The sequence below is a fragment of the Thalassovita gelatinovora genome (genome assembly GCF_001458355.1).
GTDB classification, from domain to species: Bacteria; Pseudomonadota; Alphaproteobacteria; order Rhodobacterales; family Rhodobacteraceae; genus Thalassobius; species Thalassobius gelatinovorus.
The window spans coordinates 114,695-140,192 of the sequence record NZ_CYSA01000005.1; the positions used below are offsets into that span (position 1 = coordinate 114,695).

Consider the following 25,498-nt stretch of genomic DNA (forward strand, 5'->3'; position numbering starts at 1 on the left):
AAAACGCCCTGGGTGTCTGATATCAGGCTTTGATGGTGCGATCCTGTCTCGGGCCTGTCTTCGGCTTGAAAGGACGCATTACGGGACAGGTTCGTCACCGGAGCGCCACGACCACGCACGCCGTCAGAGCTGCAATACAGCGATCACAAGCTTCGCTCGCGATCTTGTCGATGGCGACGATCCCCGCAATTGCGACAAACGGTCCACAGCCGTTGCATTTCCCACTCGGCCCTACCACCTCTTGAGGACATCGGGGGGAACACATGCTTTCACTGAACTTGCGCAGCTTGGCGGTGGTCGTCGCCCTGTTGGTTCCAACGTCTGGCTTTGCCGAGGATGACATGATCCACTTTTCGGTGTCTGACCCCACCCGTTGGAATTACTTCAGCGATCAGGTCATGGGCGGCGTCTCCGAGGGCAGAGTGACCTTCGAGACAGTTGATGAGGCGCCCGTCCTGCGGTTAACCGGTCGCGTCAGCACCGCCAATCGCGGCGGCTTCATTCAGGCCCGCATGATGCTGGATGCACCATTGTCCAACACGTCGCAAGGCATCGTTTTGACGGTGCGCGGCAACGATCAACCCTATTACGTGCACCTCAGGACAAGGTGGACCATCTTGCCATGGCAATTGTATCAAGGTGAATTCGACGCTTCGCAAACTTGGCAGGAAGTGCGCATTCCGTTCGAGTCATTCGCTCCTTACGGTGGGCTCCTGTCCCGATCCTTCAGGGTTTCAGACGTGCGCAGCATTGCCGTCGTTGCCTTCGGACGAGACCACGACGCAGACCTGTCTGTGCGCGCCATAGGGGTTTATTGAGGCAAGGAACGCGTCCTTGAGAACAGCGGGGCACTATCCGCCCAGCCGATCAGACCCGAATGCCCTAGCGGCGCGGCACCACCTTGAACGACCCCGAAGCACGGGCAAGGACGATGCCGGTATCGTCGCGGATTTCGCCTTCGGAAAAATAGATCGATTTACCACCACCGACGCGCCGGGCTTCGCAGATCAGATGCGACCCGCGCGGCTTCGCCAGGTAATTGACGTTCAGGTTCAACGTGACCGAGGGGCGGAAGCTGTCGGGACTGCCTTCCCAGCAGCCGGAAGACCCCAAAGTGGTATCCAGCACCGACGCGTAAACCCCGCCATGCGGGATGCCCATCGGGTTCAGAAGCTGCGGACCGATATCCAGCTCGAACCGGGCGTACCCGTCGGAATAGCCGGTCTTGTGCGCCCCCAGAAGCGCCATGAAGCCTTGGGTACTGGAAGTATAGAGGGAAGGATCGTCACGCATCAATCTGGGGCCTTTGACTAAGAGTTTGCGCCGCCTGAATCAGGCGCGGCGCATAGATGTCGATAAGGGTTTCTGCGGGGTTGAGAAATGCGAAACCACCGACGTTGATCGCATAGAGAGATCCGCCCTGTGCGGCGCGGACCGGTACGGCTATACCGTTGATTTCCTTACGCCAATCACTGAACGAGGTGCAAAATCCGTAGCGCGTAAAATCGTCACGCGCCCGGCTCAGCCCGGCTTTCAGGCGAAGATGGTCGGCCGGCTCTGCGGCGCGCAACGCATCGTCCAGCAGTGCGTCTTGTTCATCTTCGGGCAGGCCCATCAGGATCGCGCGGCCGATCGAGCTATAGAACAGCGGCACCTGCGCCCCCAGATGGAACACCATCGACACCGAATTCGGCGAACGATGCGTCGCCAGATACACCACCGACTGGCCAAAGCGTTCCCCCAGCGCGGCGGCCACATGCGGATTGTCACCGCGGCAGATATCGGCCAGTTCCAGCTGCGCGCGGTCCTTGATTTCCATTCCCGCCAAAACGCCGTGGCCCAGGGTCAGCACGCCAGGTCCCAGCCGGTATTCACCGCCCGGATCGCCCTGCACCAGATAGCCCAGCTTGCACAATGTATAGGTCAACCGGGTGACCGTGGTCTTGGGCAGGCCGGTGCGGGTGGCAAAGCTCTGGTTGGACAGATAAACTTCATCATCGCGAAACGCCCGCAGCAACGCCAGCCCGCGCGCCAGCGCGGTGACGAACTTGGGATCGCTTGGATCATCCAGCAAATTGCCGGACAGGGTGCGGTTCTCTTTATGATCGTTATTGGTCACGCGGCCTCCGGTTCCGCGCAGTGGCGCGGCACGGTTTCGAGGGTCAGAATATCGTTCCGTAGTTCGGTCGGCAACCGTCGACTTATTCCGGTACCGGCTGGCGCGGCCGGATGAACAGCGAATCGCGCCCGATCCAGCCGCCGCAATGGTCGCAGGCATAGGCCGCGCGCAGGATCTCGCCGCAATCGTGCAGCCGCAGGTCGGGCGGTGGCTGGCCAGCGTTGCACCAACGGTCGCCCCAATCGGCGATCGCCAGCAGCAGCGGCAAAAACCCTTCGGCGCGCGGCAGGATAGAATAAAGCAACCGCCGGCCCTGTGCCTCTTCCTGCACCAGCCCCAGATCCATCAGTTTGTCCAGCCGGTCGCGTACGATACTGGCCCCCAACGCCAAATCCTGCGCGATGCCCAGCATGTGGCGCGGTTGCTGAAACAACAGATACAGGATCTCGTTGCAGGCCGGATCGCCGACAAGCGACGCGGCCACCGTTCCACGTTCCTGCGAGGACGCAGCGGTAAAACTGGCGTCGTTGCGCCGCGACAGGCGCGGCCGGGGTTCGGTTTCGATCTGTTCGGGCTGGCTTCGGTGAATGGTGACGCTTGAACTGGTGACAGCCCCCCGGCAACTGGTGCAACGCCAGGTCGCGCCGATGACATGGCCGCAATCGCGGTGCACGATGTCGAACGGCAGAAAATCGGCCTGCCCCGGATTGGCCTGGTGCCACAGCCAAACGGCATACATCGCATCCTGCAAATCCTGCGCCTTGGCTGTCAGCGCATAGTCCAGCGCGCCCTGCGCCGGGCTGGTAAAGCGGCGATACAGCAACTGTTCGCGGCACAGATGCAACAACCGCAAGGACAGGGTCTGGCGGGGAATGTTCAGGCTGCGCTGAAAGTCGTTGAAACGCCGCGTCCCGTTGTAGGCTTCCTTGAGGATCAGCATCGTCCACGGATCGCCCAGAATGCGCAGCGCCCGCCTGAGCGCGGTGGCTGGCGGGCCGGTTTCCGCACCACTGTCGGGGCCAGAATTCGAGCCGGAGTCGGGCTGGGTATCGGGGTCGGTCACGCGGTTGCTCAAGGGGGGTATCCTTTCTCCGCGATTCAAGCACGGCCAGCTGCCCAAGGCAACCAGCCGTCCCCGTATGCCCGCCGGATCTGCGGGCTTTCATGGCGATCACGCGGCCCAGATATCCGCCCCATCAATCCAGGTGGTGTGAAACCCGATGGAAATCCGCCGGGGGATTTTCACCTTGGCGATCGGCTTGGTGATATCGTCAGCGTCAAAGATCAGGCAGTACGACGACCAGTCGTTGGTGTCGGTGATGAACGTCACCGGATAGGCCCGGCCTTCGTCGCTGGCAGTCGTCGCGCCATGCGCCGGGGCGACCGGCGCTTCCGAACCATAGACCCCGTCGCCGTAATCATAGCGCTGGGTTTCGCCGGTTTCGAGATCATAGCGCACCATCGCATTGAAGGTCTGGCAGCGCCCTTCCAACGACCCTTCATGCGGGATCGGGATAACCTGATTATAGGAATAACGCGTCTTGCGACCGACGAAATTAGTGTTGACCGTCGGGAACTCGGTGTTGCGGTCGTCCATCGGGCCTTCACTGACCGCGCCGGTCTTTGTGTTGAAGCTCCAGCGATACAGGATATGGGTGCGGCGGCGATACGACATCATCGACGCAAGATGATGATCGGCAGGATCCTTGACCGGCATCGGGTCTTCCTGCCGGCAACCGACCATATGAACCCAGTCGCCCTCTTCCCAGCTGTTGGCGATATGCAGGATATAGCACGGCTCGGCTTCGAACCATTGCACCTTATCCGACCGGCCAAAGCGGTCGATCAGCCCGAACCGGGCCGGCTGATCGCGATGAAATCCCATCACCCGGCGGCCGAATTTCTTCAGCAGGTCAACGTCGTGATAGAACGGCAGATCGTGCAGGATCGCGTAGTTTTCGGTCAGCCCCATATCATGCGGCGACCGCGGACCAGCCAGATCGATGTCGATGTCGAAATTCAGCGTCCCGTCGGCGTTGGCCATGCCATAAGACATGTATGGCGGCTCGTCCTGGTAGTTGAAAAAGAACATCTGCTTGCTGAACGGGTCGGTTTTCGAATGCGCCGAAACCGAATGGCTGAGATTGCCACCCAAGGTTTCGCGCCCCACGGTTTCCAGCGTCAGCGGATCGACCTGATACGGGTCGCCGGCCATGTACCAAAGCGACAGGATCTTACCGTTGTAAAAGATCACGTCGGTGTTCGACACATCCTTGATCGGCGAACCGGGCAGCCGGAAATCATAGGGACCAGCCAGCCCCGGCCAGATCGCCTTGCCAGCCTTATCCTCGACGATGAAGGCACCGTTGTGCAGGTATTTCTGTTTGAACGTCGCTTTGCCGTCACGGAAATAGATCGCCCGCAACTGCGCGTCGCCGTCATAGTAATGGTATTTTTCATTGACCGGCTCGAATCGCTGCGACGGGCCGTTCATCACATAGGCACCGCACAGATCGGCGGGAATTTCACCTTCAACCTCCAGATCCTCGGCTTCGTATTCAATATCGGTCGGTGCGAAAGCGCCATGCAGATAAGGGTGATCGAAGTGCCGGATCCAGTCGGGCGCATCGGGCGGGGGTGTGCCGTCGGGTGCAAACATCCGCACGTTCGCGGCGGTCACGGCGAGAGAGGGTTCGTGGGACATGATGCGCTCCTTATATCTGCTTAACTAGACTAGTTATCGGAAATGCTCCGCCGCGCGTCAAGCTTTCTTTGCATATCGAGACCTAAATCGGGTGAAATCAGCCCTGAACAGGCCAGAAATGCGGGGTTTGTCGCAATATAGCTGTGAAAACCAGCCCATTCCGTTCCGATATACAAAACATCATTCTGAAATTCATGCTTTTCTCTTGACTGTCCGCCAAATAGCAGTCTAGCAATAACGTCAAGTTGGGAGGAGGAACCGAAATGCTGCAAATGGTGTGTCTGCCGGGATTGCTATGCGACACCGGGGTGTTTGACCCGGTACTGGCAGGAATGGACGAACCGGCGCAGGTGTTGCCGGTGCCGCGCGTCGCGTCGTTCGATGCGATGGTGGCTCAGATCGTTGCGCAACTGCCTGACGCGGCGGTGCTGGTCGGCATGTCGATGGGCAGCTATCTGGCGCTGGCCGTGGCACGACAGTTCCCGGCACGGGTTAAGGGGCTCGTCCTGATTGGCACCACCGCCGCGGCCGACACCCCGCGCGCCGCCGCTCTGCGCGTCAAGGTCGCTGCTTGGGCCGCGCGCGAAGGCGAAGCGGCACTGGCCGATTCAGTGGCAGATTCGATGCTGTCCCCGGCCCGCCGCGCCGACCCCGCATTGCGCGCCACGATCCGGCGAATGACCGAATCGCAGGGCGTGGATACCTTTGCCATGCATCAGGCCGCGCTGGCCGAACGGCCCGATCAGACCGCCGCGCTGGCGGATATCCTCTGTCCGGTGCTGGTGATCACCGGAACCGAAGACACCTCGACCCCGCTCGGCGCCGGGCGTGCAGTGGCAGAAACCGTGCCGAATGGCCGGTTCGTGGCGCTGGACGGGGTCGGCCACATGCCGGTGTTGGAAACACCCGATCTCGTTGCCCGGCACCTGCGCACATTTCTTGACGATTGTCTGACCCTGGAGGACCAAGCGCAATGACCATCAAAGACCGGCTGCGCGCCCTGCGCCTGCCCGCGATTGCCGCACCGATGTTTCTGGTGTCGACCCCCGATCTGGTGGTCGCCTGCTGCAAGGCGGGCATCGTCGGCAGCTTTCCGGCCCCAAACCTGCGCACCAGCGAAGAACTGGGCGACTGGATGGCCGAAATCACCAACCGGCTGACACCGCAGGACGCGCCCTGGGCGCTGAACCTTGTAACACATTCGACCAGCCCGCGGCTGGAGGGCGACCTGCAACAGGTGGCAAAATATCACCCCCCCGTGGTGATTACCGCCCTGGGCAGCCCCAAACCGGTGCTTCCCACGGTGCATGACTATGGCGGGCTGGTGTTCGCGGATGTGATATCGGTCGATCTGGCGAAAAAAGCCGCGGCCGCCGGGGTCGATGGTCTGGTACTGGTCTGTTCTGGGGCCGGCGGACATACCGGCGATCTCAGCCCGCTTGTCTTTGTCGAACGCGTGCGCCAGTTCTTTGACGGCTATATCGCACTGGCCGGGGCGATCAACACCGGTGAAGCGATTCTGGCGGCACAGGTGCTGGGCGCCGATTTCGGCTATCTGGGCACCAGTTTCCTTGCCGCCGAGGAAAACATGGCGTCAGAAGAGTACCGCCAGATGTGCGTCGACTGCGGCGCGACGGATCTCCTGGTCACCCGCGCCTTTACCGGTGCGCGGGCATCGATGCTGAAACCGTCGATGATCGCCCGCGGGCTTGACCCGGCGGAATTGGAATTCAAAGTCGCCAAGATGAACTTCACCGGCCGCAAGGACGAGACGGTCAAGCCATGGTCGGGGATCTGGGGCGCCGGCCAGGGGGTCGGCAAGGTTGAACGCGTAGAACCGGCGGCACTGATCGTCGACCGGTTGGGGCGCGAATATGAGGCCGCGCGGGCGCGCGGGCGGGAGTTGTGTGCATGAACCTGTTTTCCACCGATGACCACGCTCGCTATCGCGCCGAGGGCCAATGGGGCGAACTGACTCTGCCAGAAATGTTCGCGGCGACCTGTGCGCGGGTGCCTGACCGGCTGGGTCTGGTCGATGCGCCAAACCGCGCCGAAATTTTCGAGGGTGCACCGCGCCGCCTGACCTATGCGCAGATGCGCGCCGAGGTCGATCGCTACGCCGCGATCTTGCAGGCACAGGGCATCGGACCGGGCGCGCTGGTCGCAACGCAACTGCCCAACATTTCTGAAATGATCCTGATCTATCTGGCCGTGTCGCAGATCGGCGCGGTGCTCAGCCCGGTATCGCTGGCCTATCGCAGCGCCGAATTGCACGACCTGTCACAGGTCGCGGCGTTCGACGCCTATATTTCGGTCGGTCGGTTCAAGGGGCAGGATTATTTTGCCGAACGCAACGACGCCCTGCCCGACAGCGTGCAGCGGCTGGGGATCGGCGACGGCTTGCCAGCGGGCGTGACCCGGATCGACACCGCAGCCCCCGGCAAACCGCCGGCTCCGGTGGCGCTCGATGCGGATGACATCTTCGCGGTATTCTGGACCTCGGGCACCGAGGGCGTACCCAAAGCGGTGCCCAAGACGCATAACAACATGATGTCCAGCTCGTTAGGCGCGTGGCGGTTGCTGAACCTGCCGGACGGCACCAACATTCTGGGCCCGTTCCCGTTCGTCAACGCCGCCGCGATGGGCGGACTGTTGATGTGCTGGATGCGCACCGCCGGCGCATTGATCTTGCACCATCCGTTCGACGTGGCCGTGTTCCTGGAGCAGCTCAAGTCCGAAGAAATCGGCTATACGATGGTGGCACCGACCATCCTGACCTATCTGCGCGATCAGGCCCGCGACCCCGATTTACACCCGGCACTGCACCGGCTGATGTCGATCGGAACCGGCTCGGCGCCGCCCGACCCCGAAGTGTTCTTGTTCTTCGAAGAAACCTTCGCCACGCCGGTGGTGAACTTCTTTGGCTCGAACGAAGGCGCACAAATGTGTTCCTCGTGCGAGCGCGTGCCCAACCCGCGCCACCGCGCCAGCTATTTCCCACGCGACGGGGACGAAAATTGGGATCCGGCGCTGCGTACCGCCAATGGCGGCACCTTCCGGCTTGTCGATCCGACCACTGGTGATCTGATCACCGAACCGGGTGGCCTGGGCGAAATGCATCTGCACGGCCCGGCGCTGATGCCGGGGTATTATTCACGCCAGGGGATCGACCGCAGCAAGTTCACCGAAGATGGCTATTTCCCGTCCGGCGACCTGTTCCAGATTTCAGATTGCGGCACGCTGATCCGGTTTCACGCCCGTTCGCGCGAATTGATCGTGCGCGGCGGCATGAAGATCGCGCCGGTTGAACTGGACAACGTGCTGTCCGCCCTGCCCGGCGTGCGCGAAGTCGCCGTGGCGGCCTATGCCGATCCACATATGGGCGAAAAAGTCTGCCTGTTCGCGGTGATGGAACCGGGGCGCGGGCTGGATCTGCCGACCGTCACCGCGTTTTGCGACGATGCCGGCCTTGCCAAATTCAAATGGCCCGAACGTCTGGAACTGTTCGACGCCCTACCTCGTACGCCTTTGGCGAAACTCGACCGCAAAGCGCTGGCCGGATGGCTGGCGCAACAAGGAGCCCAAAATGCCTGATTCCGTTTACGTCCTTGGTGGCGCCCAGACCGACTTTGCCCGCAATTGGGCCCGCGAAGGGCTGGGCATCGACGCGATGATGCGTGACGTGTTGTTCGAAGGGCTGCAAAATGCCCGGCTGGACCCCAGCGACCTGCAATCCGTGCATGTCGGCAATTTCGTCGCCGAACTGTTCTGCGGTCAAGGTCAACTGGGCGGCATCATCGCCTCGCTGCATCCTGACCTGTCCGGGGTGCCGACCCAACGGCACGAAGCGGCCTGCGCCTCGGGATCGATGGCGATGCTGGCGGCGACGGCCGAAATCGAAGCCGGGCGCTATGATCTGGTGGCCGTTCTGGGCGTCGAATACATGCGCAACGTGCCCGGCCAACGCGCCGCCGAACATCTGGGCGCTGCGGCCTGGGCAGAACGCGAATGGACCGACGCGACCTATGTCTGGCCTGCCGCCTTTGCCGATCTGATCGACGCTTATTCCGAAAAATTCGGCTATCTGAACTATGATCACCTGGGCGAAATCGCCCGCATCAACTATGCCAACGGCAAACGCAATCCCTATGCACAAACCCGCGACTGGGAATTTACCGACAGCAGCTTCACCGAAGATGACGACGCCAACCCGGTGATCGAAGGCCGCGTCAGGCGCAACGATTGCGGTCAGGTGACCGATGGCGCGGCAGTGGTGTTTCTGGCCTCGGCAGAGCGCGCGGCCGAATATGCCAAGGCGCGCGGTCTGGCCCTGTCCGATCTGGCAAAGATCGACGGTTGGGGCCACCGCACCGCACCGATGATGCTGGCCGAAAAACTGGCTGAAAGCCGCAACGACCGCTTCGTTCTGCCGCAAGTGAACAAGGCGATCCGCGACAGTTTCGCCCGCGCCGGCATCGACAGCCCGTTTGCGCTGGACGCCATCGAAACCCACGACTGTTTTGCGATGACCGAATATGCGGCGATCGACAGCTATGAAATCACGGCCCCCGGCGAAAGCTGGAAAGCCGTCGAAGAGGGCGTCATCGCCCGCGACGGACGGCTGCCGATCAATCCCTCGGGCGGGTTGATCGGGCTGGGCCACCCGGTCGGCGCGACCGGCGTGCGGATGATGTTGGACGGCTATCGGCAGGTCACCGGCCAGGCGGGCGACTGCCAGGTCGAGGACGCACGCCGCGTCGGCCTTTTGAACATTGGCGGTTCGACTACAACGATTGCGTCTTTTGTCGTCGGACGGGGTGCCTAACCCCGCAGACGAATACCGTTTCAACAAAAGGGAGGAAACCAATGTTGAAGAAAAACCTGACCGGCCTTGCCGCCGGATTTGTCCTGAGCCTGACCGCCTCGGTCGCCGACGCCCGCGATCTGGCCTTCGCGGTGTTTGTGCCGGCCGCGTCGCCGACGGTGCAAAAGATCTATCAGCCATGGGTGGACTGGTTCAACGCCGAGGCCACCAATGATGACGTGCAGATCTCCCTCTTTGCGGGCGGCACGCTGGGCCGCAATCCGCGCGCCCAGGCACAGATGGTCGCCGATGGCGTCGCCGATCTGGCACTGACCGTCCCGGCCTATACGCCGGGCGTGTTCCCCGATTTCGACATGTTCGAATTGCCGGGCTTTGCCAACGACGTGCGCGAAGGATCGCTGGCATCGCTGGAAATGCACCAGGAAGGGCTGCTGCATGGCTACGAAAATTATTATGTCGTGGCGATGTATTCCTCGGGGGCCTACATGCTGCACACCCGCGACGCGGTGAACAGTATCGACGACCTGTCCGGGATGCGCATCCGCGTCGGCGGTCAGATCCAGACCGCCGTCATTGAATCCCTGGGCGGCGTACCGCAAAGCATGAGCGCGGGCGAAATGGCCGAAAACATCGACCGTGGCCTGATCGACGGCGCGATGAGCGATGCCTCGGTCGCCCGGACCTTCCGCGTGGCCGATGTTGCGATGAACCACTACGACGCCAATCTCGGCGTACTGGTATTTGCCATCGTGATGAACCGCGACGTCTACGCCTCGCTGTCCGACCATGCCAAAGAACTGCTGGCGCAAAGCGGCCAGTTCATCGCGGACCGGCAGATCGAAAACTATGGCGTGGCCATCAACGGCAACATTCAAGGTTGGCAGGACTCGGCGGACCATTCCGTGGTGATCCCCGAAGACGCCGACCGCGCCGAAATCGCGACGCGGGTGCAGCCGGTCATCGATATGGTGGCGGCAAACGCATCGCCCGGCCTGATCGAAGCCTACAAGGCCAAGCTGAAAGATATCCGCAACCGTTGATCCCTTGCCGGGCCGGAGGTTACGCTCCGGCCCGTATCCCGCATTCCAGATTCAGGAGGGCGCCGTGCAGCGTCTTGAACGACAGTTCTTATTGATTTCCCGTGGCGCGGCGATGATCGGCGTGCTGTTCTTGCTGATGATTTCCGGCTTGTCGGTCGTTGATATCATAACCCGCGAAATCAGCGGCCAACCGATCCGCGGCGCGGGCGACATCGCCCATCTATTGACGATCCTGATCATCGCCGCGTGCTTTCCGGCCGGGTTGCTGGAACGGCGACAGATCAAGGTCACCTTTCTGGGTGCGATCTTGCCGCGTGCAGCAAACCGTGCGCTTGAAGTGTTCGGCGCATTGATGACCGGTCTGATGTTCCTGGCGATTGCGTATTACGTCACGCTGCACGCGCAGCGGGTCAGCGCCAGCCACGAATACACCATGGTGCTGAACCTTCCGATCGCACCGTGGTGGTGGGTTGCCACTGCCTGTTTCTGGGTCTGCGTTCCGGCGCAGCTTTTTGTTACCGTGGCCGAAATTCTCGGTCGCCCAGCCCCTTACCACGAGGCCTGACATGGAACCGCATATTATCGGCTTGCTTGGCCTGGGTTTGATGCTGCTATTGATCCTGATGCACGTCCCGATCGGCGTGGCGATGGGGGTCGCTGGCGTCGCCACCTTCGGCATGATCCGCGGCAATCTTGCCCCCGCGATGACCCTGTTTGGCACTGAAACGGTGGGCAAAGTGGGAAGCGCCGAACTGGCGGTCGTTCCATTGTTCCTGCTGATGGGCAGTTTCGCCACGGTCGGCGGGTTGTCGTCTGATCTCTACCGTATAGCCCATGCGCTGATCGGCCATGTACGCGGCGGTCTGGCGGTCGCGACGATCGGCGGCTGCGCCGGGTTCGGTGCGATTTGCGGGTCGTCGATCGCCACGGCGACAACCATGACCCGCATCGCCCTGCCTGAGATGATGAAGCGCAATTACTCCGAACGCCTCGCCACCGGTTCGATCGCCGCAGGTGGCACGCTGGGGATGCTTATCCCGCCCTCGATCATCCTGGTGCTGTACGGGGTTCTAACCGAACAATTCGTCAAGACACTGTTCGTTGCAGCGTTGATTCCCGGCCTGTTGGCGGTGTCGCTACACGTCTTTGCGATCCTGATCCTGGTGCGCCGCAATCCCGACCTGGCCATGGCGGGCACGCGTCAGCCGTGGTCCGAGTTCGTGCAGGCTCTGCGTCAGGGCTGGGCCGCCGTCGTGTTGATGTTCGTGGTCACCGGCGGCATCTATGCCGGCGTGTTTTCGGTCAATGAATCGGCTTCGGTCGGCGCGTTTCTGGCATTCCTCATTGCCCTGTTGCGCGGGCGTCTGACCCGGCGCGGCTTCTGGCAGGCATTGCAGGAAACCGCCGCAACCACTTCGATGATCTACCTGATGACCATTGGGGCCTCGATCTTTACCTACGCGGTGACGATTTCCGGCCTGCCCGAACTGATGGTCAACGGGATCCGCGACACCGGCCTGCCCGGCATCTGGGTCGTCGTGCTGCTGATGGTGATGTATCTGATCCTCGGTTCGATTTTCGAAACCATTTCATCGATGGTGATCACCATCCCCTTCGTGTTCCCGCTGATCCTAAGCTATGGCTATGATCCGATCTGGTGGGGCGTATTGACGATCATGGTGATCGAGATCGGCATGATCACACCGCCAATCGGGATGAATGTATTCGTGATGAAAGCGATGCTGCCAAAAACCAAGCTGTCGACGATCTATGCCGGGGTTGCCCCGTTCATCGTCGCAGATCTGGTGCGTTTGGGTCTGCTGATTGCCTTTCCGGCCCTGTCATTGTTCCTGGTCAACCTGTTCAACCTGCCGCATTGAGGAAACACCATGCCCACCACCCTGCCCTCCGAGGCCATCACTTGGGTTCTGGAAGTCGCCCTGCCCGACGACCAGCGCCCCGCGCTGGAGGCCCTCATGCACGAAATGACCGAAGCGACGCTGGCCAACGAACCGGGCTGCCTGCTGTATGACTGGTTCATCACGGCCGACGGTACCGGGTGCCACATCCTCGAATCCTATGCCGACGACGCGGCGCTTCTGGCCCATATCAACACGTTCAACACGACCTATGCGCGGCACATGTTCAGCATCGTCTCGCCACGCCGGTTGACGGTCTACGGTGCCCCGTCCATATCCGCGCGCGCCGCACTGGCCCCTTTGCACCCGGTGTATCTGTCGCGGCTCTGACGTCTCCGATACAGCTCTGGCCAATTGAGTTCGGTGGGTTTCATACAGCGCATTCCTGAGCAGGAGATCACAACTCCCTTCCCTAAGGCTCAGGACCGAGACATAAGCGATCTGGCGCGTGGGTTCCGTGGCAAGATGCTGGTACGTGAATCGGTCAATGTGACGGCGGTGGGCGGGCCTGCGCCTCAAACTGATCTAAAACCAAGCGATGGATCGCCTGATCCGTCCAAGGCCATGACCAAGGAAACGCTGGCATCGGCGCGGGCCAGTATTGAAATGGTCTATGGCGTTCTACCCGGTCTAAGCAATGTCAGCACAACCGGACCAATGGTCAGGGAAGCGCAACGCCACCTCGCTCAATGGGGGCTTATGCCGATTGCCGCAATGATCGGCCAAGAGGCCAGCGAAAAGCTGGGAAGCCCCGTCACGCTGGACGTGATGCGACCGCTTCAAGCCTTTGATGCGGGCGGACGGGCACGGGCACTTGGCGCGATTGTGCAGACGCTGGCCTTGGCAAAAGAGGCGGGCGTTGATCCGGCTCAGGCTTTGGACCTTGTGGATTGGAAGGAATGAGGAAACCGGCGGGAAGAGGGGTTAGGAAACACTTGGATTGATCGGCGCCGTCTGGCTAGGGTGTTGTAGACGGAAAAGGAGGATACAAAATGAACAAAACATTTGCACTCATAGTGCTGTCATCGGTCGCGGCTTGCGGATCGCTGGTCGAGAACACGGACAAGCCGAGTGGAATTTACGTTGCAGGTGCGGAATCTATCAGTGGCGATTTTGGTGTGACATTGGCAACTAAAGCGCCTGCATCGGGTGTTCATGTTGAGGGGGTTTCCTGCAAGAATAAGATTTGGGATTCGGCTCCGACAAACGAAGCCGCATTGTCTGTCCTTCGTCGTGAGACTGCAAAGGCTGGATACAATACCGTCTACGTCACGTCAGTAGAACCCGCTGAAGATGCGTTGCTCATGAACTGCTGGACGGCCATTCGGGCAACGGGGACTGCCTTCAACCGGTAGCAGTCTTCTTTCATATCTTAGCCGTGGCGCGCCCGGTAAAACGGCCAAATTTTGAAATGACATGTTTGGCAAGCATTGAATTGCTTGAGATAGTTTTGTCCGAAAAGTGAAGACCATCTGTTACCCCAGATGTTACCCCAGAGCAAAATCGTCCAATATATCGGAAAACAAAAAAGCCCTTAAGTCATTAAGACCTAAGGGCTTTTTATGGCTCCGGCGGTAGGGATCGAACCTACGGCCAATTGATTAACAGTCTGAGATTGCGAGTAAATCATGGTCCATTTAGCCTCATTCGGGGCGTACGACCCCTTGAAAACATAGCAATATCATCCCGGTAGCACCATCCAGGCCCACCTGGATCAATCGCAAACACTGTACTCGGGACTGTACTTTCCATGACCATATTCAAATTCACCGAGGCCCGTATCAGGGACCTCCCACTCGGCTCGGGCATTCATCGGGATACCGATGTGAAAGGGCTGATGTGCATTTGCCATAAGACCTGCAAGACCTTTGTCGTTCAAAGCGACGTCCGCAGAGAAAAGCGTCACGTCCGAACCGTGAGGGTCAAGATCGGACGGGCTGACCATATCCGGCTCAACGTGGCCAGGAATGAGGCCCGAAAGCTCATGGCCACGATCCAGTCTGGCGTCGATCCTACGGCTGGGCCAGAGTCCACCGGCATCACATTGGAACAAGCCCTGAAAGAGCACCTGAAAGAACGGGAACTGTCCGACGCCACGGTCAGAAACTACCAGTACCATATGGACAACTACCTCGGGCGTCTTCGGCGTCGTGCCGTGGCTGACATTACGCGTCAGGACTGCCGAGGGCTTATGGACCAGCTCACAAAGCGTCACGGCAAGACCACGGGTGGTTCGGTCATGCGCACCGTTCGAGCTCTTGTGAATACGGCCCGCCGCCATGACGAGACGATTGGCGCAAACCCGGTTGACGCCCTTCGTGTCCCGGCCACCCCGAAACGGGAAGTGGGTGAATTGGACATGACCGATTTCTGGTCCACGACCGAAGCCATGTCTCCCTTGATGCGTGACCTGCAACGGACGTTCCTTTTGACGGGTGCACGGAGAACTTCCCTGCTTGGTGTGAAATGTGCCGACTTCGATGCCGAGGCTGGCGTGCTGACTTTCACCCACATGAAAACGGGTGGAGCTTGGTCCTTCCCAACTGGCCGCTGGTTGACCGAAACCTTGAAGGCCAGAATGGCAGAGGACGCGCCTCTGAACTCGCCTTGGCTTTGGCCGTCACCAGGGTCAGCCACAGGCCACGTTGCCGAGCCAAAGCGGGCTGGTGTTCCGTCTCCGCACTCACTTCGTCACCATGCCAGAACGATGATGATTGCTGCTGGTGTGCCATATGCAGAAGGGGCGCTTCTGTTGGGTCAAAGGCTTCCAGGGGCCTCTGGCGGGTATGTGCATCAGACGCATTTGGTTGAAGCCCTTCGGCCCCATGCTCAAGCCTTAGAGGATATGGCCTTGGTCAAGGCTGGTGTTGCGTGAATGATGGTACGATGCCTTAACACGTTGGCATATCGAGACCTTGCAAGCTGATAACCTGATTTCATCGCTGTCCACTTGGACGCATTTGGATATTGGAGTTATCAGCATGAGCAACCCACAAACTGACACCCCTTGGATGACAACCGAGGTCGCTGCCAAATACCTTTCGGTCTCGCCTGGCACCATGAACAATTGGCGTAGCAAGGGCACTGGTCCGTCTTACCGAACCGTTGGCCGGATTGTCCGTTATCACCGTGACGATCTGGATGCTTTCATGATGTCGGGGGCGGCATGATGCGAACGATTACAATCATACAGCACCGTGACCCGATGCCGGACTATTCCAACGAAGAAGACCGGTACGAGATGGCCAAGATGCTCTTGCAAGAGGCTAAATTGGACAGCACCGACCCAGTTGAACAGGTGATTGAGGCCAGTTGGGCCGCGGGCTTCAACGGCTTTGACGATGCCTGCCTTCGATTGCTTGCCGGGTTCTTGGGACTTTTCCCGATTGATTGGTTGGAAGACCAGCAGGGCAAAATCACCGTCCAATTCGGCACCGCTTTGGATGCGATCAACTCGAATGCGGACAACGTGAATTTCTGGGAAAATGGATATTTGCGGGACGAAGCTGCAAGACGTGAACCGAGACGTTGGCGTCTGCACGAGGCGGAACTGGCAAGGCAATTCCACCGGCATTTGACCTAAGACCAAAGGTCCGCTTCGAAGGCGAGGTTAAAGATTTCCCTACGCCAGCGTTCGTTCGTGCCTGCGAAACGTTAGGTTACGGGCGCATTTTGGCACGGTATTGTTCTGATCGATAGACCGGATTGCCACAGCCGCCTAGCAGGGCAATCCGGTCGATACTTTAGCATATAGGAGGCCTGCCATGCCTGAAACCGAAGATAACGCCCCCAAGCCTTCTGGCACACCATTGAAAGACCTCCTGACGACGAAGGAAGTCGCAGCCTTGACCGGGCATCCGGCAACCACGCTGATGGCCTTTCGCAATCGCCGCAACAACACCAAATACAAGAATGCCGGTCCTGATTACGTTAAGATTGGGACCGCGGTTTTCTATGAACGCTCTGTGATCGAAGCCTACAACGCCAAACGTGCGGGGGCTTGAAATGGGTGCTCATACCGATGCGTCACAACTGACGCCCTTGCTGGCCAGTGGGTACCAGCTTCTCCCTTTGCATAAGTTCTCGGCCGAAGATGAGGTCAAGGGCAAGAAACGCAAACGGGGCAAGTCTCCAATCGATAGCAACTGGATGAAGCGTACTTATAAATCCCAGGACCAAATCAAGCATATGGAGGCGGGGAACAACGTGGGCGTTCGTCTGCGACCCTTTGAGCTGGTCTTGGATGTGGACCCGAGGGCCTTTCCTGACGGACAGACCTTGGCGTCCCCAATCAACCCGTTTGTCGAACTGGTTCTTTGGACTGGCATGGACCCGGACCTCTATTCGACCGTTGAGACCGGCTCGGGTGGCCTTCATATCTACATGATCAAGCCTGAGGATGTTTCCACCAGAGACAGCCTGAACGATCAGTTCCCTGGCATTGAGTTCAAGACGGTTGGCCGTCAGGTCGTTGCTCCTGGTTCGATCCATCCCGATACCCAGAAAACCTACACTTGGAAGGCTGACACGCCTGAGCTTGATGCTTTCGGTGCAGAGGCTGCACCTGAGGCTCTTGTCGATTTGATCCGAAGACCATCAGGCAGCGTGGCAACTGGCGGGGGCGAGCACGATCAAGAAGAGTTGGCTCAGATGCTTGAGCACCTGGACCCAGTCGACTTTGCAGACCACGACGATTGGCTCACTTTGATGCAGGCCTGCCACCATGCAACGGCGGGGGATGGGCGTCAGGAGTTTGTGGATTGGTGCACACAAGACCCCGCATATGCAGACCACGGGACCCTGATCGGCAACCGATGGGACAGCCTTCACGCCGACAATGACGGAAATCGTATAACCTTCCGCACCCTGCATAAACTGCTAAGGGACGCTGGGGCCGAGGATGCCATTCCCAGAACGCCGGCAGCCGATGATTTTGACGACGACCTGGACCAAACTGGAGCGCCAGCAGGTGCAATAACCACGCCAAAGAGGAAGCCGGTGCATGAAGGTGGTTTGATCGTCAACAAGAAGACCGGCGTAGCTCCCGACACACCCAAGAATGCCCTGAAGGCAATTACCGGCTCCAAGCTTGATCCAAGGTTTGACGAACTCAAGCAGCGGGTTGTTCTGATGGGTGAATTGCCTTGGGGTGAAGGCTATGGCCGTGTGCTGACTGACAAGTTGCTCTTGTTGGCCCGCACGTTCTTGATGGAACAGCACCAGCGAAGGGACTACCAGCCGTCAAAGGAAAACGTGCAGGACGCAATCACAACGGTTGCCTATTTCTACAAGTTCAATCCGATCCTCGATTATCTGGACAGCTTGACCTGGGATGGAACCAGCCGGGTGAAAGACCTCTTCACTGTCGCCTTTCAATGTGGCCGGGACGAATATACCGAGGCCGTCTCACAATGCTTTATGGTCGGGGCCGTAGCTCGTCAAAGGCAGCCCGGCTGCAAGCTGGACACGATGCCAGTCATCAAGGGGCCGCAAGGCTCTTTGAAATCTACGGGCATTCGGGACCTGTTTTCCCCGGATTGGTTCAGTGACGCAGAGCTTGGTGATCTTAGGAACAAGGATGCAGCCATGAACCTGGAAGGTGTCTGGGTCCACGAGTTTGCCGAATTGGCCGGTCTTCGGGCAAGTGACATGGACGTTCTCAAAGCATTTATGTCCCGAGCCACAGACAGGTATCGGACGCCCTATGGTCGCAACACCGAAGATCATCAACGCCGTGTGGTGTTTGCGGGCACTGTGAACGAAGGCGGATACCTGAGCGACCCAACGGGTGCCCGGCGTTTCTGGCCGTTGGAAATGGCCTCCGGGTCCCGGGTTGATCTGGGTTGGATTGCTGAGCATCGAGACCAGCTCTGGGCCGAAGCTGATGCGTTGTTCAAATCGGGCGTTGGCCACGTATTGCCTGAGCCTTTGTGGTCGATGGCAGCAGAACGCCAGGCAGACGAAACGGTTGATGATCCTTGGGTTGATAAGCTGGCTGAAATGCTCAGCAACCGGAAAACGCAACGGCAGGCCTTTGAGGCTGGAACGGGAGACTACGCCGAGGAAGTGATCAATGGGGAGCGGGTGGCCTCTCCGTTGCGTGAGCCTCCCCCCGCCGACAAGGTGCATACCCAGGACCTTCTGAGCTATCTCGGCTTGGAAAGCGACCGGCAGAATAAGGGCCATGCGCAGCGTTTGCGGCGTTCTATGGAAACCCTTGGCTGGAAGCACAGACGGGGCGTCAGGTTGGGTGGCCGTGTTTCGGCGGGGTATGTCCGAGCCGATAAGTGACGTTCTGGCAATCGGAGCGTATCAATTCGGTCACGGCGTTGACGGTCGTTGATCTTTGTTGACCTGAGGCGTCGCTTCTAAGGCCTTGTTTCGGAACATTTGTTGACGATGTTGATCATGTTGATCTTAAAGCAATATATCTTGGTAGAATAAGCCGATAAGGCAAAGGGCACGGACCAGGGCATAGGGGCAGCGTGCAATCCGGATATATATAGCGAAAACGGTCAACGAAGATCAACGTCGTCAACAAGGTAATAAAAACAATACGTTACGGAAATCTCCGAAAACGCCTTGTTGACGTAGAATTCTTCCAGCTTGGCAGACCGGGACTGCACAACGTTGTGAGCCGGCACACTCCCTTGTAAATCGCTGGCATACGGCTCCAACGGAACACGACATTCTGGCCTCGAACGGCAACGAGGATGCTGTGCGTGAAAAACCTGAGGTCACCAGCCCGCACAGGCAGGCCACCCCATTGATACTGAATTAGGCGTTCTGGCGTCTGGGGCGTGAATGACTTCAAGGGCTTAATCGGCACCCTGCTCAGCCAAGCACAGTAACGAAGACAGAATAGGCACCCAAATGAGCTTGATGAGGATGAACCGGATCAAACCGGCCAGTGACCCACGGATGCCATCCAAGATCGCAGCAATCACCCGCCCGATCTACGGCGAGAAGGGTGACGAGTTTCTGCTCTATCTCCGTCAGTTCGGCCACATCACCTATGCAGCCAACATGACTGGCCTGACCCGGCGAACCTTCTACGACCGGCGTGCCAAGCACCCTGACTTTGCGGAGGCTTGGGACGAGGCCCTGGCAGCATTCGAGGAAGAATTGACCATGCGGGTGGTCCAGACGGCCTTGGAAATGGGGACTGGCAAATGGGTCCAGTGCTTCGATCCCGAGACGGGCCAACCCGTACTAGATGATGACTTTGAGCAGGTGTTCCGCTTTGAGACCGGCAACGTCGATCCCCGTGTCCTGAACAAGCTCCTATCGCTGAGGATGAGTTCTGTGGATGGACCCGCCCAGACCAATGTCCAGATCAACAATTCCACGAGCGTTCAAACCTCCTTGCCAGCCAAGCCAAAGCTGGTTCAACCAGCAGGGGCTGTACGGCGGCCCCTGGAGACCGAAACGGTTTCGGATAAGCGACACGACGCGATCGACGCCGAAGTTGTCCAGGGGACGCCACAGGAGATCAGGGGAACATCTGATGACTGAGCTTTCATCACAAATCACATTCGTTCGCCCTGGTGGCGTTGCAACCCAGATTTTCGCTGATGGGGCCGAAACTATGCGCATCTGCTTGGGTTACCTGCATGACCCAGATGACGGGGTGCTGGCAGAGATGAAAGCCCGGCATGATCCTGTGCCATGGCAATCGGCCGAAGTGAGAGACGAAGCAATCAGGGCGGTTGAGATACGGGTGGACCTGGACGATGAAACACGCGCTCAGTTGCTCGAATGGATTACTGCAACGCCCTATTTTGAGGACATTTAGGCGCGCAAGCTGTTTCCAATCCTGTACTTGCCTCGAAAGGTAACCGCCAAACCATTGTGGTTAATGTAATTTTTCAGAGTAGTTCCACTGATCTACGATCAAATGCTGTTGACATGAACGTGCAACTATCGCGTGTTACTTGAAAACTGGCTTATCGTAGGGTGTTTCATGGAATTGTTTTTGGGAGCTATTAACGGAAACTACTTACGGAACATCACCGAAAATGCTGCCCAAGATACAGAAGAGGTGTTGGCCGCAGTCGCCTACGCGACCGATAATTCTCTCTTGTTTGATTGGTGCATTGAGCACGATATTCCATTGAAATTCTGGGGGCGGTTAGACTCACAAGTTGCAGTCAACACAAACGTTCTCTCCAAGTTTCTGCAAAGGAAATCTGCAAAATTCACCTGCAAGCTGGTTGAGAAACACCATGCCAAGGTCATTTGGTGGCGAGGCTACGGGGTCTATGTGGGTTCGGCAAATTTAACTGGCAGCGCATGGAACACAAATGTCGAGGCCGGGTTCTTTATTCAAGAAACAGACATTGATGATAAATTGGCAAATGACCTTTTGTTGATGTTCTCCGTTCTCGACAAACACGCTACGCCACTGACCCAGGAGCTTTTTGACCTGATGGTGAAGCGTCAAAAAGAACTCGCGATGAAGAAACCAGACGACAAACCGTTCTGGGAAAACTCCAGCATTAATAATTGGAGTGGTTTGGTCACCACATCGCCCAAGAAAGCCAGTGATGCAAAACGGGATAGCTTTCTTTCAGAATGGTACTCAACTCTTCAAGTACTCAGAGATATTAGCGGCCAAGTCATTCAACCTGAAAACCGCCCAACTTGGGTCACTGACGACGCGCCATCTGGAGCACAAGCCGACCAGTTCCTGCATGCATTCTATTACCAAAAAACGTTTGAGGGGCAGAAGGCACGGTATCTGGATTTCTTTGATCGAAACAAGTCCAATCCTGACAATGCCAGAACGGATGCACTTAAGTGGTGGGCCAGCCTAAAGGCTGCGCCACAGGGCGAAGACGATATGCTAAACACCACTGCGCCGTTCCTCAGAAACGCATTGTCTCAAGAGAACCTGCCAACCTTGAAATACGATGACTTCAAGGAGGTTTGCTTCTCAGTACACTCGATCAAGGATTATGCTCGGCGAGTACGAAATTCTTCTGTTGGATTACCATCTACCGGCGCGGCATATAACATTCCTGAAAAGGTCGCTGCGCTCTCAAAGACAATCTGGGAACAAAGAACAGACGCCGGGCTGGATGTCAAAGAGGTGCTTTCGTACATCTTCTACGGCGGCAAACTGAATGAACTGCCAGACCGTCTATGGCAAGCGATAGATGATCCGAAGTTCAAGATTGATGGCCTCGGCATCAGCGCTTTGGGTGAATTGGTTGGTTGGGCACTGCCTGACCATTACCCACCCAGAAATGGCAGAACGTCAAAGGCGTTGAAAGCTCTTGGCTATGATGTGACTGTCCATGTTCAATAGTTCGTATCGATCAACGACTCCAGACGTCACTGTACTCAACGCTGTATTTCTATCCCCACATCGTCTCTAAGCCATTAAAAACCTGATATTTATTGAAGCACTGCCAACTGATCCCGTGTCAGAGGGGTAGCTTGCTGGCTTACTTGCCTGCCTGTTGGCGGCACGATGCCTAGGACGCTAACCGCGCCCGAGGACCCAGATGAGTGAACCAGCGACCCGGCCAATCCCGCCACTGCCTTCAATCTCCTACGCCAAGACGCAAGATGCTGCAAAGGCGTTGGTCACAGAGGCTCTTGAGGATTATCCACCGTCGCCGAATTTTTCGATGCGTGCCAACACTGTCAGGTTGCTGGTTGGCATGTGGTTCATTCAAGGCAGCATGGAGTTTCCGCGAGGATGGGTGACGCCAGCAATGCAAGCCTTCATCGAAAAAGGTGTTGATTGTCCTAACCCACGCTGTTGGCGCTCCTACCGATCTGATGTGAAAGACAACCCAGGGCAATTCATTACCACCCCTGGCGCACCCTACGATCTTATCCGGCAAATGGAACTTGATCTGATGGGCGAAGCCTGAGCCAGCAATTCGTGCTCGGCGGTCAAACGCTGGTCCCCCACGCCTGGCAAACGCGGCATCGTGTGATCGTACCAGGCAATCACCTCCTTTTCTTGTCTGGGCAAAATGCGGACGGCTGAGGCGCTTTGGCGGTTTCGACCTCGGCCGTTCGCCCCCGACGACAACGAACCGAGGATGATATGGACAAGAACGAATTGGACAAACGGATTGCCGACCTACAGGCCGAGCGGGAACGCCTGACCGGTGAACTGGACAAAGCCCGCACCGAAGCCCGTGACGCCATGATTGCCGGACAGAAACCCGGTGGGACTGCTGCGGCATTGGCCGAGCGCCTCTCCATCGTGGACGATGCACTGGCTGAGCTTCAAGACCGTACCCGCAGTGCTGCGGATAGCGCTGAGCGGAACAACCGGAAGCGTCGAGCCGAAAGTGCCCTTGAGGCCACTTCCAAACGGTCTAAGCTGGCCGCTGCGGTGGACGAAGCACTCAATGCCCTGGCGTCCTCTTGGGATGCCTATGCCGACGCGTTGCGGAAGGACGTCGGGCAGGTTTCTGGTGCTGGTGGTGACCTGACCGCAGTTGAACGTGCACTGACCAACAACCGGGCGGCTGAGCCGTTGGTGAAAGCCCTGATCCAGTCAGGTGGCGTCAAGTTGGCTCGCACATTTGGCATCGATACTCCGATCCGGGAGCGCCACGCCATTTCCCTTGCCGATGCTGAAAACCGTGTGGCCGAAAGCCTCCGAGTGGAACTCCTCCGCGTGAAGGCAGAAAGCCCGCAACCCAACGTGTCCCGTGAGGCACAAGCAGAACTGGAAAAGATGGAGACCGCACGATGAACCAAGAAGGACAACGCCATGCCGCTGAACTGGCACGGTTGGAAACACGCAGGAAAGACCTGGAAGACGCTTTGATGCGGTTGGCCCGCGATGAAGCCGAAGCCCAGGAAGTCGCCGAGTTGGCACAAGAGGTTGAACAGCTCGAAAACGAAGTTGAAAGCGCCCGTGCGGCGGCAAATGTGGAGAAGACCATGACCAAAGATGTGCGGAAGGCCGCAGGAAAAAATCGCGAGGCCGCAGAGGCGGAACTGGACAAGCTGGCAAAGTCTATGCAGCAGGACGGAGAAACCTTCGAGAAGGCCTACCTGCGGGCGCTTGATACCGACATGAGCAAGGCGCTGATGCAGGCCCGCGATGATGCGCAGGAACTGGAACGCGGCGGTATTAGCAGCATGGATGTTGCCGAAGCCCACAAACGTCTGGCCTCCTAAAATTCAATAAATTCAGACAACTACCGGCCCTCGTCATGATTTGGCGTGGGCCTTTCACATTCCAAAATATGTGTCTTGCGAGCCACACCATTATTTGCGCCTGACACCCCAAACGTTGATATTCCCGCGCTTGATTTCCTGCGATTCTCCCTGACGTGGACGTTGGACCCCCGCCGTCCGATTTGTCGAAAGGAAAATGGCATGTATTACTCTAATGATCCCGACACTGCTAAGATCAAATGGGAAGTTGAGGAACACGCGGACTACGATCACGGGTTGAGTGCAGCCGATCTTGAAGACCCGTACGAAACAGGTGTCGATGGATTCACGACCATAAAACTCACAATGCCCCGCCACATGCTCGTTAACTCGACTACGACGAAGGTCAGGTGGTTTTCTGGAAACCGTGAGGACCAAGAAAACGAGAAAGAAATTCGACTGGTCGGGCTAACTTCCGTCTTGGTTGGACTTTATGGCCATCTGTATGAAGAAAAGATCGTGGGCGACCTAATTTACAGCATTGAAGGCACAACTGTGCTGAGCAAAACCCAAATCAAGAAACTCCGTCAGGAAATTGATACGATCGTAAAAGATCGCGCCCGCAGCGGTTTGATAGCTGATTGCTGAAACCGAGCTTCCAAACCATGTTCACAGAAGTGCGTGCTTTCTCACATAGAAGGGACTGGCATCCCGTTTCCGGCGCACACCCACCCACTGTGGGAATGAAGTGAGGATAGCCGGGGGTATTGACAAAAAAGTATAGTCCGAATGTGGGAGCGAATCACTAATACAGGAGAACACTCGTGCGAAAATTTGGAAACAGAAATCTCTACAAACCCGCAGCAATTGCCCTTAGCCGATATGATTTTTCGGCTCAAGAACTGGCTGTTCTGCTTGGGTGCAGTGAGGGCCATGCAGCAAAGCTACGGAGCCTTCATAAGACTTGCGATGGTAGCTGGGTAAGAATGCAGGCGAAGAACAACCAGGCAAGCACGTTTTCACGGGCAAGGACCCGCGCAATTCAAAGCGTAGCAGCATAAACTAGCGCAACGCCGATTGATCGGGCCCCCCAGCAAAGGAAGCCCGATCAACTCTCAACTTTGTTGGTCGGCGAGGATGCTTAAAACAGGCGTCAATCGTAGCCAAAAACACGACCGGCCGCGAACTCGGATCGGGCGGTTGAGGTAGGTAGCGGTTTGCAGGTTTCAAGCAAAGGAAATTCACAAGCGCCAATCCCAAATTCCTCTCGATAAGATTCGCAAAGCTGTGAGTGCGCGATTTGAACGGCAAGATCGACTTCAGTAACAGTCGCGTCCGTTGATAGACCAGCTACCTCTTTATTGCTTCTGGTATGGTAGACACCGGCGCGTGCTCTCCAGCCGTGATCCGCAAGCCACAGTGCCGCCATGTCCAGATGCAAGACCTCAAAGCTGAGCGTTTCTGGTCGATGCAATCCACTTACTGGTGTCGGGAAGGGCAAGATCAATCCGGGCATTTGGTCTCTCTGGACCTGTCGCGGTTTGATGCCGCTCCTTTGATAGCATTTACTGCAACAAAGGAGACGAACTATGGGCACAGGAAGAACGGATGAATTCCGCAAAGACGCGGTGCGAATTGCGCTGACCAGCGGGCTGACACGGCGACAAGTTGCGGATGATCTGGGCGTTGGGCTTTCGACGCTGAACAAGTGGGTGAACGCGCACCGTGGCACGGATGTGGTATCTCCCGAGGATCGCG

Annotated in this window: 29 protein-coding genes; 24 read left to right on the forward strand and 5 right to left on the reverse strand. The window is 58.0% G+C overall.

What is annotated here, in order from left to right:
• Nucleotides 1-263 precede the first annotated feature (263 nt).
• Entirely contained in the window at nucleotides 264-818 is a 555-nt protein-coding gene (locus TG4357_RS02310) for a CIA30 family protein (RefSeq protein ID WP_058261261.1), read from the forward strand.
• A gap of 64 nt (nucleotides 819-882) precedes the next feature.
• Here TG4357_RS02310 and TG4357_RS02315 read toward each other — a convergent pair whose 3' ends face one another.
• The 4 genes from TG4357_RS02315 to TG4357_RS02330 all read right to left on the reverse strand — a co-directional run bounded on the left by TG4357_RS02315 (nucleotide 883) and on the right by TG4357_RS02330 (nucleotide 4,823).
• Entirely contained in the window at nucleotides 883-1,293 is a 411-nt protein-coding gene (locus tag TG4357_RS02315) for a PaaI family thioesterase (protein ID WP_058261262.1), read from the reverse strand.
• Entirely contained in the window at nucleotides 1,286-2,119 is an 834-nt protein-coding gene (locus TG4357_RS02320) for an IclR family transcriptional regulator (protein WP_233487414.1), read from the reverse strand. Before TG4357_RS02320 ends, TG4357_RS02315 begins: the two co-directional genes overlap by 8 nt.
• An 82-nt stretch (nucleotides 2,120-2,201) precedes the next feature.
• Nucleotides 2,202-3,194, reverse strand: a complete 993-nt coding sequence (locus TG4357_RS02325; RefSeq protein WP_058261263.1) for a winged helix-turn-helix transcriptional regulator — start codon at nucleotides 3,192-3,194, stop codon at nucleotides 2,202-2,204.
• A gap of 96 nt (nucleotides 3,195-3,290) precedes the next feature.
• Nucleotides 3,291-4,823 (reverse strand): carotenoid oxygenase family protein, encoded by a 1,533-nt coding sequence (locus TG4357_RS02330; protein ID WP_058261264.1) that lies wholly within the window; start codon nucleotides 4,821-4,823, stop codon nucleotides 3,291-3,293.
• 263 nt (nucleotides 4,824-5,086) lie between these two features.
• Here TG4357_RS02330 and TG4357_RS02335 point away from each other — a divergent pair, with 263 nt between their 5' ends.
• The 22 genes from TG4357_RS02335 (at nucleotide 5,087) to TG4357_RS02440 (ending at nucleotide 24,388) form a co-directional block, all read left to right on the forward strand.
• Entirely contained in the window at nucleotides 5,087-5,800 is a 714-nt protein-coding gene (locus TG4357_RS02335; RefSeq protein WP_058261265.1) for an alpha/beta fold hydrolase, read from the forward strand.
• Nucleotides 5,797-6,738 (forward strand): NAD(P)H-dependent flavin oxidoreductase, encoded by a 942-nt coding sequence (locus TG4357_RS02340; RefSeq protein ID WP_058261266.1) that lies wholly within the window; start codon nucleotides 5,797-5,799, stop codon nucleotides 6,736-6,738. The genes TG4357_RS02335 and TG4357_RS02340 overlap by 4 nt, the downstream gene beginning before the upstream one ends.
• Nucleotides 6,735-8,417: a class I adenylate-forming enzyme family protein gene (locus tag TG4357_RS02345; RefSeq protein WP_058261267.1), complete on the forward strand. Its 1,683-nt coding sequence runs from the start codon at nucleotides 6,735-6,737 to the stop codon at nucleotides 8,415-8,417. Before TG4357_RS02340 ends, TG4357_RS02345 begins: the two co-directional genes overlap by 4 nt.
• Complete coding sequence (locus TG4357_RS02350) at nucleotides 8,410-9,648, forward strand: acetyl-CoA acetyltransferase (protein ID WP_058261268.1); 1,239 nt, start codon at nucleotides 8,410-8,412, stop codon at nucleotides 9,646-9,648. The genes TG4357_RS02345 and TG4357_RS02350 overlap by 8 nt, the downstream gene beginning before the upstream one ends.
• A 41-nt stretch (nucleotides 9,649-9,689) precedes the next feature.
• Nucleotides 9,690-10,688, forward strand: a complete 999-nt coding sequence (locus TG4357_RS02355) for a TRAP transporter substrate-binding protein (protein ID WP_058261269.1) — start codon at nucleotides 9,690-9,692, stop codon at nucleotides 10,686-10,688.
• A 64-nt stretch (nucleotides 10,689-10,752) separates the two neighbouring features.
• Nucleotides 10,753-11,253, forward strand: a complete 501-nt coding sequence (locus TG4357_RS02360; protein WP_058261270.1) for a TRAP transporter small permease — start codon at nucleotides 10,753-10,755, stop codon at nucleotides 11,251-11,253.
• 1 nt (nucleotide 11,254) lies between these two features.
• Nucleotides 11,255-12,568: a TRAP transporter large permease gene (locus tag TG4357_RS02365; protein ID WP_058261271.1), complete on the forward strand. Its 1,314-nt coding sequence runs from the start codon at nucleotides 11,255-11,257 to the stop codon at nucleotides 12,566-12,568.
• Nucleotides 12,569-12,577: 9 nt separating this feature from the next.
• Complete coding sequence (locus TG4357_RS02370) at nucleotides 12,578-12,937, forward strand: putative quinol monooxygenase (protein WP_058261272.1); 360 nt, start codon at nucleotides 12,578-12,580, stop codon at nucleotides 12,935-12,937.
• A gap of 135 nt (nucleotides 12,938-13,072) precedes the next feature.
• Nucleotides 13,073-13,510, forward strand: a complete 438-nt coding sequence (locus TG4357_RS02375) for a hypothetical protein (RefSeq protein ID WP_058261273.1) — start codon at nucleotides 13,073-13,075, stop codon at nucleotides 13,508-13,510.
• An 89-nt stretch (nucleotides 13,511-13,599) separates the two neighbouring features.
• On the forward strand, nucleotides 13,600-13,962 hold the full coding sequence (locus tag TG4357_RS02380; RefSeq protein WP_058261274.1) for a hypothetical protein: 363 nt from the start codon (nucleotides 13,600-13,602) through the stop codon (nucleotides 13,960-13,962).
• A 395-nt stretch (nucleotides 13,963-14,357) separates the two neighbouring features.
• On the forward strand, nucleotides 14,358-15,482 hold the full coding sequence (locus TG4357_RS02385) for a tyrosine-type recombinase/integrase (protein ID WP_058261275.1): 1,125 nt from the start codon (nucleotides 14,358-14,360) through the stop codon (nucleotides 15,480-15,482).
• Nucleotides 15,483-15,588: 106 nt separating this feature from the next.
• Complete coding sequence (locus TG4357_RS02390) at nucleotides 15,589-15,777, forward strand: helix-turn-helix domain-containing protein (protein WP_058261276.1); 189 nt, start codon at nucleotides 15,589-15,591, stop codon at nucleotides 15,775-15,777.
• Nucleotides 15,777-16,190, forward strand: coding sequence for a hypothetical protein (locus tag TG4357_RS02395; RefSeq protein ID WP_139193591.1), 414 nt, complete (start codon nucleotides 15,777-15,779; stop codon nucleotides 16,188-16,190). Before TG4357_RS02390 ends, TG4357_RS02395 begins: the two co-directional genes overlap by 1 nt.
• Before the next feature lie 181 nt (nucleotides 16,191-16,371).
• Nucleotides 16,372-16,611 (forward strand): helix-turn-helix transcriptional regulator, encoded by a 240-nt coding sequence (locus TG4357_RS02400; RefSeq protein ID WP_058261278.1) that lies wholly within the window; start codon nucleotides 16,372-16,374, stop codon nucleotides 16,609-16,611.
• 1 nt (nucleotide 16,612) lies between these two features.
• Nucleotides 16,613-18,898 (forward strand): VapE domain-containing protein, encoded by a 2,286-nt coding sequence (locus TG4357_RS02405; RefSeq protein WP_058261279.1) that lies wholly within the window; start codon nucleotides 16,613-16,615, stop codon nucleotides 18,896-18,898.
• Between the two features lie 597 nt (nucleotides 18,899-19,495).
• Nucleotides 19,496-20,122, forward strand: a complete 627-nt coding sequence (locus TG4357_RS02410; RefSeq protein ID WP_139193592.1) for a hypothetical protein — start codon at nucleotides 19,496-19,498, stop codon at nucleotides 20,120-20,122.
• Nucleotides 20,115-20,402 carry a hypothetical protein gene (locus TG4357_RS02415; RefSeq protein ID WP_058261281.1) on the forward strand — a complete coding sequence of 96 codons (288 nt, stop codon included), beginning with the start codon at nucleotides 20,115-20,117 and terminating at the stop codon, nucleotides 20,400-20,402. Before TG4357_RS02410 ends, TG4357_RS02415 begins: the two co-directional genes overlap by 8 nt.
• Before the next feature lie 168 nt (nucleotides 20,403-20,570).
• Entirely contained in the window at nucleotides 20,571-21,917 is a 1,347-nt protein-coding gene (locus TG4357_RS02420) for a phospholipase D family protein (RefSeq protein WP_058261282.1), read from the forward strand.
• A gap of 199 nt (nucleotides 21,918-22,116) precedes the next feature.
• Entirely contained in the window at nucleotides 22,117-22,491 is a 375-nt protein-coding gene (locus TG4357_RS02425) for a hypothetical protein (protein ID WP_058261283.1), read from the forward strand.
• 179 nt (nucleotides 22,492-22,670) lie between these two features.
• Nucleotides 22,671-23,330 carry a hypothetical protein gene (locus TG4357_RS02430; RefSeq protein ID WP_058261284.1) on the forward strand — a complete coding sequence of 220 codons (660 nt, stop codon included), beginning with the start codon at nucleotides 22,671-22,673 and terminating at the stop codon, nucleotides 23,328-23,330.
• Nucleotides 23,327-23,761: a hypothetical protein gene (locus TG4357_RS02435; RefSeq protein WP_058261285.1), complete on the forward strand. Its 435-nt coding sequence runs from the start codon at nucleotides 23,327-23,329 to the stop codon at nucleotides 23,759-23,761. Before TG4357_RS02430 ends, TG4357_RS02435 begins: the two co-directional genes overlap by 4 nt.
• 201 nt (nucleotides 23,762-23,962) lie before the next feature.
• Nucleotides 23,963-24,388, forward strand: coding sequence for a hypothetical protein (locus TG4357_RS02440; protein WP_058261286.1), 426 nt, complete (start codon nucleotides 23,963-23,965; stop codon nucleotides 24,386-24,388).
• 505 nt (nucleotides 24,389-24,893) lie between these two features.
• On the opposite strand, the gene TG4357_RS19255 is transcribed toward TG4357_RS02440, so the two are convergent.
• Nucleotides 24,894-25,256: a hypothetical protein gene (locus TG4357_RS19255; protein ID WP_139193593.1), complete on the reverse strand. Its 363-nt coding sequence runs from the start codon at nucleotides 25,254-25,256 to the stop codon at nucleotides 24,894-24,896.
• A gap of 73 nt (nucleotides 25,257-25,329) precedes the next feature.
• Here TG4357_RS19255 and TG4357_RS02450 point away from each other — a divergent pair.
• Nucleotides 25,330-25,498, forward strand: a 169-nt coding sequence (locus TG4357_RS02450; protein WP_144433915.1) for a transposase, incomplete at its 3' end; no start/stop codon positions are given.